The organism is Streptomyces sp. NPDC060035, assembly GCF_042736635.1.
Lineage (GTDB): Bacteria > Actinomycetota > Actinomycetes > Streptomycetales > Streptomycetaceae > Streptomyces.
The window spans coordinates 346,386-353,768 of the sequence record NZ_JBHWVO010000007.1; the positions used below are offsets into that span (position 1 = coordinate 346,386).

The 7,383-nt window shown below is 70.6% G+C and carries 9 protein-coding genes; 5 read left to right on the forward strand and 4 right to left on the reverse strand.

Going from position 1 to position 7,383, the window contains the following annotated elements; translation table 11 throughout:
- Position 1: 1 nt before the first annotated feature.
- Positions 2 to 682, reverse strand: a complete 681-nt coding sequence (locus ACFWBQ_RS14590; protein ID WP_385487725.1) for a UbiX family flavin prenyltransferase — start codon at positions 680 to 682, stop codon at positions 2 to 4.
- Between the two features lie 114 nt (positions 683 to 796).
- Between ACFWBQ_RS14590 and ACFWBQ_RS14595 the strand changes: the two genes are divergently transcribed.
- Complete coding sequence (locus ACFWBQ_RS14595; protein ID WP_385487727.1) at positions 797 to 1,393, forward strand: rhomboid family intramembrane serine protease; 597 nt, start codon at positions 797 to 799, stop codon at positions 1,391 to 1,393.
- On the opposite strand, the gene mqnP is transcribed toward ACFWBQ_RS14595, so the two are convergent.
- Both mqnP and ACFWBQ_RS14605 read right to left on the reverse strand, forming a co-directional pair.
- Positions 1,383 to 2,288, reverse strand: a complete 906-nt coding sequence (gene mqnP, locus ACFWBQ_RS14600; RefSeq protein ID WP_385487729.1) for a menaquinone biosynthesis prenyltransferase MqnP — start codon at positions 2,286 to 2,288, stop codon at positions 1,383 to 1,385. The genes ACFWBQ_RS14595 and mqnP overlap by 11 nt on opposite strands.
- The gene (locus ACFWBQ_RS14605; protein WP_385487731.1) at positions 2,285 to 3,742 is read right to left on the reverse strand and encodes a menaquinone biosynthesis decarboxylase; all 1,458 of its coding nucleotides are present in this window, start codon (positions 3,740 to 3,742) and stop codon (positions 2,285 to 2,287) included. Before ACFWBQ_RS14605 ends, mqnP begins: the two co-directional genes overlap by 4 nt.
- Positions 3,743 to 3,831: 89 nt before the next feature.
- Between ACFWBQ_RS14605 and ACFWBQ_RS14610 the strand changes: the two genes are divergently transcribed.
- Positions 3,832 to 4,230 carry a PLD nuclease N-terminal domain-containing protein gene (locus tag ACFWBQ_RS14610; protein WP_385487733.1) on the forward strand — a complete coding sequence of 133 codons (399 nt, stop codon included), beginning with the start codon at positions 3,832 to 3,834 and terminating at the stop codon, positions 4,228 to 4,230.
- Here the strand turns inward: ACFWBQ_RS14610 and ACFWBQ_RS14615 are convergent.
- Complete coding sequence (locus ACFWBQ_RS14615) at positions 4,225 to 4,665, reverse strand: MarR family winged helix-turn-helix transcriptional regulator (RefSeq protein ID WP_385487735.1); 441 nt, start codon at positions 4,663 to 4,665, stop codon at positions 4,225 to 4,227. The two genes, ACFWBQ_RS14610 and ACFWBQ_RS14615, sit on opposite strands and share 6 nt — an antisense overlap.
- Before the next feature lie 174 nt (positions 4,666 to 4,839).
- Here ACFWBQ_RS14615 and ACFWBQ_RS14620 point away from each other — a divergent pair, with 174 nt between their 5' ends.
- The 3 genes from ACFWBQ_RS14620 to ACFWBQ_RS14630 are packed head-to-tail and all read left to right on the forward strand — an operon-like array spanning position 4,840 to position 7,294.
- A complete protein-coding gene (locus ACFWBQ_RS14620; RefSeq protein ID WP_385487737.1) occupies positions 4,840 to 5,535 on the forward strand; it encodes a type 1 glutamine amidotransferase domain-containing protein in 696 nt (231 codons plus the stop codon).
- Positions 5,532 to 6,848, forward strand: coding sequence for an aldehyde dehydrogenase family protein (locus ACFWBQ_RS14625; RefSeq protein ID WP_385487739.1), 1,317 nt, complete (start codon positions 5,532 to 5,534; stop codon positions 6,846 to 6,848). The genes ACFWBQ_RS14620 and ACFWBQ_RS14625 overlap by 4 nt, the downstream gene beginning before the upstream one ends.
- On the forward strand, positions 6,845 to 7,294 hold the full coding sequence (locus ACFWBQ_RS14630) for a nucleoside deaminase (RefSeq protein ID WP_385487741.1): 450 nt from the start codon (positions 6,845 to 6,847) through the stop codon (positions 7,292 to 7,294). Before ACFWBQ_RS14625 ends, ACFWBQ_RS14630 begins: the two co-directional genes overlap by 4 nt.
- Positions 7,295 to 7,383: the final 89 nt, after the last annotated feature.

Consider the following 7,383-nt stretch of genomic DNA (forward strand, 5'->3'; position numbering starts at 1 on the left):
GCTACGGCCTTTCACGGGAGCCCCCACCGAGCTCTCCTTCCCACCGGCGGTACAGCTGGTGCGGCACTCCTGCCGCGTCCAGCACCCGCCCCGCGACGAAATCCACCAGATCCTGGATGTGCGTCGCCCCCGCGTAGAACGCCGGAGAGGCGGGCAGCACCACGGCGCCCGCCTCGTCGAGCGCGACCATCTGCTTCAGCGTCTGCCCGCTCAGCGGGGTCTCGCGGACCGCGACCACCAGCCTCCGCCGCTCCTTGAGCGTCACGCTCGCGGCCCGCTGCAGCAGATCCTTCGAAAGTCCGAGTGCCACCCCGGCCACGCAGGCCGTCGACGCCGGCACGATGAGCATCCCCTTCGCCGGATAGGAACCCGAGGACGGCCCGGCCGCCAGATCCCCGGCCGCCCAGTGCCGCACGCGACCGAGATCCGTCTCGCTCACGCCGAAGGTGTGCGGCTTCCCGTCGGCCCCCCGCGCCAGCCAGTCGCCCAGGTCCTCCTGCCAGTGCGCGTCGCGGAAGGCGATCCCCGTCTCGTCCAGAAGGGTGAGGCGCGAGGCGCGGCTCACCACCAGATCGACGCTCTCCCCCGCGGCCAGCAGCCCCCGCAGGACCGAGGCGGCGAACGGGGTCCCCGATGCGCCGGACACCCCGACAATCCAAGGCCTGCGCTGCTGCTGACTCACTGAAGTCCCGGAATCCACACCACCGAGCCTATCCGGCACCCCCGGCCAGGAACCGAGCCAGGTACTCCGTACGTTCCGTCAGGTGAAGGGGCAGCCACGGACCAGGGGGTGACCATGACCGGTATGCGCACAGAGACCACCGCACGGGCCGTCACGGCCGGCGCGGTGATGCTGAGCTGGATCGCGCTCCTGTGGCTGCTGGAAGGCATCGACACGGCGACCGGCCACTCCCTCGACACGTACGGCATCAGCCCGCGCGAGCCCGCGGAGCTCGTCGACATCGTGCCGTCCGCGTTCCTGCACAGCGGCTGGGAGCATGTGGCCTCCAACAGCGTCCCGCTGCTGGTGCTCGGCTTCATCGCGGCGCTCGCCGGCATACGCAGGTTCGCCGCCGTGGTCCTGGTGGTGATCGTGACGGGCGGCCTCGGTGTCTGGCTCACCGCGCCCCCGGACACGGTCACGCTCGGCGCGTCCGGTGTGGTCTTCGGCCTCTTCGGCTATCTGCTGGTCCGCGGCTTCGTGGACCGCCGCCCGCTCGACATCGTGCTCGGCCTGATCATCGCCGCGGTCTACGGCTCACTGCTCTGGGGCGTGCTGCCGACCGACTCCGGCATCAGCTGGCAGGGCCACCTCTTCGGCCTCGTGGGCGGGGTGGCGGCGGCGTTCGCCTTCCGCCGCCCCCGCCGTACGGCCGGTGCCGTCACGGTGTGAGACCGCGCACCAGCAGGTCGAGCAGCGCGCAGGCGAACAGGGCGATCCCGATGAACCCGTTGACCGAGAAGAACGCCCGGTTCAGCCGGGACAGATCGTGCGGCCGCACCACCCGGTGCTCGTACACGAACGCCACGGCGACGATCGCCATGCCGATCCAGTAGAAGACCTCCGCGTCCGTCGCCAGGCCGAACCAGACCAGCAGCCCGGTCGTCACGACGTGACAGACCCGCGCGCCCCACAGCGCGGCCGGGATCCCGAAGCGCGCCGGGAAGGAGAGCACCCCGTGGGCCCGGTCGGCCTGCACGTCCTGGCAGGCGAAGATCAGGTCGAAGCCGCCGATCCAGATCCCGACGGCCAGGCCGAGGATCACCGCGTCCCACGACCAGCTGCCGGTCACCGCGATCCAGGCGCCGATCGGCCCGATGGCCTGGGCGATGCCGAGTATCGCGTGCGGGAAGTTCGTGAACCGCTTGCCGTACGGGTAGACGACCATCGGCACGACGGCGACGGGTGCCAGCGCCAGGCAGAGCGGGTTGAGCAGGGCGGCCGAGCCGAGGAAGACGACGACGGCGATGATCGCGCCGGTCCACGCCGATTTCACCGAGACCGCACCGGTGACCAGTTCGCGGCTCGCGGTCCGGGGATTGCGGGCGTCGATCTCCCGGTCGATGATCCGGTTGGCGGCCATGGCGAACGTCCGCAGCCCGACCATGGCGATGGTCACGAGCAGCAGGGCGCCCCAGTGGATGTCCTTGTCCAGCTGGAACATCGCGGTCAGCGCCGCGATGTACGCGAAGGGCAGCGCGAACACCGAGTGCTCGATCATCACCAGCCGCAGGAACGCGCGGGGCGTGCTGCGGGGCTGCGGCACCGCAGCGGCGGAAGCGCTCACAGGCCGTACTCCTTCCAGCGACGGTCGACCTTCGCCGCCGTGTCGGGATCGGACTCGACCATCTCCGGCCAGCCCCCGTCCCGGGTGTAGCCCTCCTCGGGCAGCTTCCGCGTCGCGTCGATGCCCGCCTTGCCACCCCAGAACTGCTGGTACGAGGCATGGTCGAGATGATCGACCGGCCCTTCGGTGAGCAGCAGGTCGCGGGCGTAGTCGGTGTTGCCGAGCGCCCGCCAGGCGACCTCGTGCAGATCGTGGACATCGCAGTCGGCGTCCACGACCACGATCAGCTTGGTCAGCGACATCATGTGCGCGCCCCAGACGGCACTCATCACCTTCTGGGCGTGCTTCGGGTACTTCTTGTCGATCGAGATGATCGCGCAGTTGTGGAAGCCGCCCGCCTCGGGCAGGTGGTAGTCCACGATGTCCGGAATGATGATCTTGAGCAGCGGCAGGAAGAACCGCTCGGTGGCCCGCCCCAGCGGACCGTCCTCGGTCGGCGGCCGGCCCACCACGATCGACTGCAGCAGCGGCCGCTCGCGCATGGTCACGCAGTCGATCGTCAGCGCGGGGAACGGTTCCTGCGGCGTGTAGAAACCGGTGTGGTCGCCGAACGGGCCCTCGGGCAGCATCTCGCCCGGCTCCAGCCACCCCTCGATGACGACCTCGGCCTGCGCCGGGACCTGCAGCGGGACGGTCTTGCAGTCCACCATCTCGATGCGCTTGCCCTGGATGAAGCCGGCGAAGAGGTACTCGTCGATGTCCCCCGGCAGCGGCGCCGTGGAGGCGTACGTCACCGCGGGCGGCGCCCCGAACGCGATGGCGACGGGCAGCCGCTCACCGCGCCCGGCCGCGACCTGGTAGTGGTTCCGGCTGTCCTTGTGGATCTGCCAGTGCATCCCGATGGTGCGCTTGTCGTGGCGCTGGAGGCGGTAGAGCCCCAGATTGCGGATGCCGGTCTCGGGGTCCTTGGTGTGCGTGAGGCCCAGGTTGAAGAAGGAGCCGCCGTCCTCGGGCCAGGTGAAGAGCGCGGGCAGCTGTTCCAGGTCCACGTCGTCGCCGGTCAGGACGACCTCCTGGACGGGGGCGCTCCCGCTCTTCACCTTCTTCGGCGGCAGGTGCGTCACCGCGCCGAGCTTCCCGAACGCCTCACGGATCCCGACGAAGCCCTGCGGCAGCTCCGGCTTGAGGAGCCCGCCGATCTTGTCGCTGATCTCGGCGTAGGACTTCAGCCCGAGCGCCTTGAGCAGCCGCCTGTCCGTCCCGAAGACATTCATGGCCAGGGGCATGGACGCCCCCTTGACGTTCTCGAAGAGCAGCGCGGGCCCGCCCGCCTTGTTCACCCGGTCGACGATCTCGCCGACCTCCAGATACGGGTCGACCTCGGCCTTGATGCGCTTGAGATCGCCCTCGCGCTCCAGAGCCCGGAGCAGGGAGCGAAGATCGTCGTAAGCCATGGGGACAAGTATCGGCCACCCGCTACCCTGGGCCCGTCACCGGGGCGGGACAGTGCGCCCCTCACCTTTTCTCGGGGGACCCTTCCACGATGCTCAGGGCCTTGATCTATCTTCTGCCGCTCGCGCTGACGATCTACGCGTTCATAGACTGCCTGAACACCCCGGAGGACGAGGCCAAGCACCTGCCGAAGCTGGCCTGGGTCTTCATCATCCTGCTGTTCTGGATCGTCGGCCCGATCGTCTGGTTCGCGGCAGGCAAGCTGCGGGTGCCGCCCGCCGGAGGCCGCACGCCCTCCGAGTGGCACCGCAACCACCGCACCACGTGGGTGGCGCCGGACGACAATCCGGACTTCCTGAAGTCGATCAAGGAAGAGAACACGAAGGACGAGTCGCTCCTCAAGGACTGGGAAGCGGATCTGCGCCGCCGCGAGGACGAGATCAAGCGCCGCGAGGGCGGGGCAGGATCCACGGACGCCTCCTCCTCATGAGGACAGCAGCTGCCCCAGCCGGTTGAGCAGGGGCAGCAGCGCCGTGCGCTCCTGCGGGGTGAGCGCCTCCAGGGCACCGTGCACGACGCGCATCTCGGAGCGGATGCGATGGGCCAGCTCGGTGCCGTCCGCCGTGCGGGCGGCGACCTTGGAGCGGCGGTCGTCGGGTGCCGGGGTGCGGGTGACCAGGCCGCGGGTTTCCATGCGGCCGATGAGGCCGGTGGCGTTGGACGCGTCGCAGACCAGGTGATGGGCCAGGGCACTCATCGGCATGGGCTCGTTCAGGGCGATCAGTGCGCGCGCCTGCGAGGTGCTGAGGCCGTGGCGGGTGGCGACGGCGGTGAGGTCGTCGTGGTGGCCGCGGACGACGACTGCGAGGGGTTCCAGCAGTTCGTCCGGAGTAGGGACGGCGCGGGGTGCCGGATCCGTCGTCATGGTCGGTCATCCTTCGATCTGTACGCGTGGCCCCGAGGTTCGGAACCGTGTCCGCCACGCCACATCGCATTCATTTGACATGCTCAACTTTTGACAGTTACATGAACCGTGTTGCTTGAGCATATCAACCTTCGCTCGTGTCTTGCGTCTCGCGTCTCGTAGGGAGCACCCCCCATGACCTCCGTACTGTTCGTCCTCACCGGTGCCGACCACTGGACCCTCAACGACGGCACCACCCACCCCACCGGCTTCTGGGCCGAGGAGCTCGCCGCCCCGCACCGCGTCTTCGCCCAGGCCGGATTCGACATCACCGTGGCCACCCCGGGCGGCGTGGCCCCCACCGTGGACACGGCCAGCCTCGCCGCGGACGCCAACGGGGGCCAGGAGCAGGCCGACGCCGTCGCCTCGTACCTCGCCTCGATCGACGAGATCCTCCGCATCCCCGCCCGGCTCGAGGATGTCGTCCCCACCTCGTACGACGTCGTCTTCTACCCCGGCGGCCACGGCCCCATGGAGGACCTGGCCGTCAGCGAGGTGTCCGGCCGGCTCCTCACCGCAGTGCTGGACTCCGGTGCGCACCTGGGAGTCGTGTGCCACGCCCCCGCCGCGCTGCTCGCCGCCCGCCGCGAGGACGGCAGCTGGCCCTTCGCCGGCTACCGGCTGACCGGCTTCAGCAACGCCGAGGAGACCCTCGCCGGGCTGGCCGACAAGGCACCCTGGCTGTTGGAGAACCGGCTGGTGGAGCTCGGCGCCGACTACTCCGCAGGGGAGTCGTGGGCGCCCTACACCGTGCACGACCGCAATCTGCACACCGGACAGAACCCGGCCTCCTCGGAGCAGCTGGCCCGCGAGATCGTGGCGGCCCTGTGAGCACCGCAGAGCCCCCTGCCGACGTAGTCGCCCGCCTCCGTGGCACCTTCCGCACCGGACGCACCAGGGACCTCGACTGGCGCACCTCCCAGCTGACGCGTCTGCGCGCCCTGCTCACCGAGTCCGGTGACGAGCTGGCCGAGGCGCTCCGTGCCGACCTCGGCAAGAGCCGCAAGGAGGCCTACCGGACCGAGATCGACTTCACGGTCCGCGAGATCGACCACACCCTGGAACGGCTGGAGGGGTGGCTGCGGCCCGAGCCCGCCCCCATACCGGCGGCCCTCGCCGGGTCCACCGCCCACACCGTGCAGGACCCGCTGGGCGTGGTCCTCGTCATCGCGCCCTGGAACTATCCGGTGCAGCTGCTGCTCGCTCCACTCGCCGGTGCGCTGGCCGCGGGCAACGCCGTCGTCGCCAAGCCGAGCGAGCTGGCGCCCGCGACCTCCGCCGCCGTGGCCCGGCTTCTGCCGCGCTATCTGGACACCGACGCGGTGGCCGTGGTGGAGGGGGCGGTCCCGGAGACCACCGCGCTGCTCGCCGAGCGCTTCGACCACATCTTCTACACCGGCAACGGCACGGTCGGCCGGATCGTGATGGCGGCGGCGGCCCGGCACCTCACTCCGGTCACCCTCGAACTGGGCGGCAAGTCGCCGGTGTTCGTCGACCGCGACACGGATCTGACGACGGTGGCCGCACGGCTGGCCGCAGGCAAGTTCCTCAACGCGGGCCAGACCTGTGTCGCCCCCGACTACGTACTGACCGACCCGGCGACCGCGCCCGCCCTGGCGGACGCGCTCGCGGCGGCGGTCGAAGGGCTGTACGGACAGGACGCCTCCGCCCACCCGGAGTACGGACGGATCGTGAACGAGCGCCACTTCGACCGGCTGGTCGGGCTGCTGGACTCCGGCCGTACGGTGACGGGCGGCACCCACGACCGTGCCGACAAGTACATCGCGCCGACCGTACTGGCCGATGTGGCGCCGGACGCCCCCGTGATGGGCGAGGAGATCTTCGGCCCCGTCCTGCCGATCGTGACGGTCGCCGGGCTCGACGAGGCCATCGGCTTCATCAACGACCGGGACAAGCCGCTGGCGCTGTACGCCTTCACGCACTCCCCCGCCGTACGGGAGCGCCTGCTGGCCGAGACCTCGTCGGGCGGGGTGGGCATAGGCCTGCCGCTGGCCCACCTGACCGTGTCGGACCTGCCGTTCGGCGGGGTCGGCGAGAGCGGCATGGGCAACTACCACGGCCGGTACTCACTGGAGACGTTCAGCCACCGCAAGGCGGTCCTGGACACCCCGCTGGCCCGGTGAGCCCTCCGTACGCCGACTGGCTGGCGACCGCCCTCGCCGAGGCCGGGGCGGGCCTCGCGGAGGGCGGCGTCCCGGTCGGCGCCGCGCTGTACGCGGCGGACGGCACCCTGCTCGGCCGGGGCCGCAACCGCCGTGTCCAGGACGGCGATCCGTCCCTGCACGCGGAGACGGCGGCGTTCAGGGCGGCCGGACGGCAGCGCTCGTACCGGGGCACGACGATGGTGACCACGCTCTCGCCGTGCTGGTACTGCAGCGGTCTCATCAGGCAGTTCAGGATCTCCCGGGTGGTGATCGGCGACGCCGAGACCTTCCAGGGCGGCCACGACTGGCTGGCCGGGCACGGGGTGGAGATCGTGCTGCTCGACGACCCGGAGTGCATCGCGCTGATGCGTGCCTTCGTCCGTGACCGTCCGGAGCTGTGGAACGAGGACATCGGCGAGGAATGAGGAAGGGCGGGGGGGGCGCGGTGGGGGCCCGCCCCGACACCCCGGGGGGGGGGGAAAACCGCGGTGGGGGGGGTTGGGGGGTGGGAGGT

Bases quoted from the DNA above. Each gene is read 5' to 3' on its own strand.
- ACFWBQ_RS14610 (WP_385487733.1), top strand. From the start codon at position 3,832: ATGCTCAGGGCCTTGATCTATCTTCTGCCGCTCGCGCTGACGATCTAC.
- ACFWBQ_RS14615 (WP_385487735.1), bottom strand. From the start codon at position 4,665: ATGACGACGGATCCGGCACCCCGCGCCGTCCCTACTCCGGACGAACTG.
- ACFWBQ_RS14595 (WP_385487727.1), top strand. From the start codon at position 797: ATGACCGGTATGCGCACAGAGACCACCGCACGGGCCGTCACGGCCGGC.
- ACFWBQ_RS14620 (WP_385487737.1), top strand. From the start codon at position 4,840: ATGACCTCCGTACTGTTCGTCCTCACCGGTGCCGACCACTGGACCCTC.
- ACFWBQ_RS14605 (WP_385487731.1), bottom strand. From the start codon at position 3,742: ATGGCTTACGACGATCTTCGCTCCCTGCTCCGGGCTCTGGAGCGCGAG.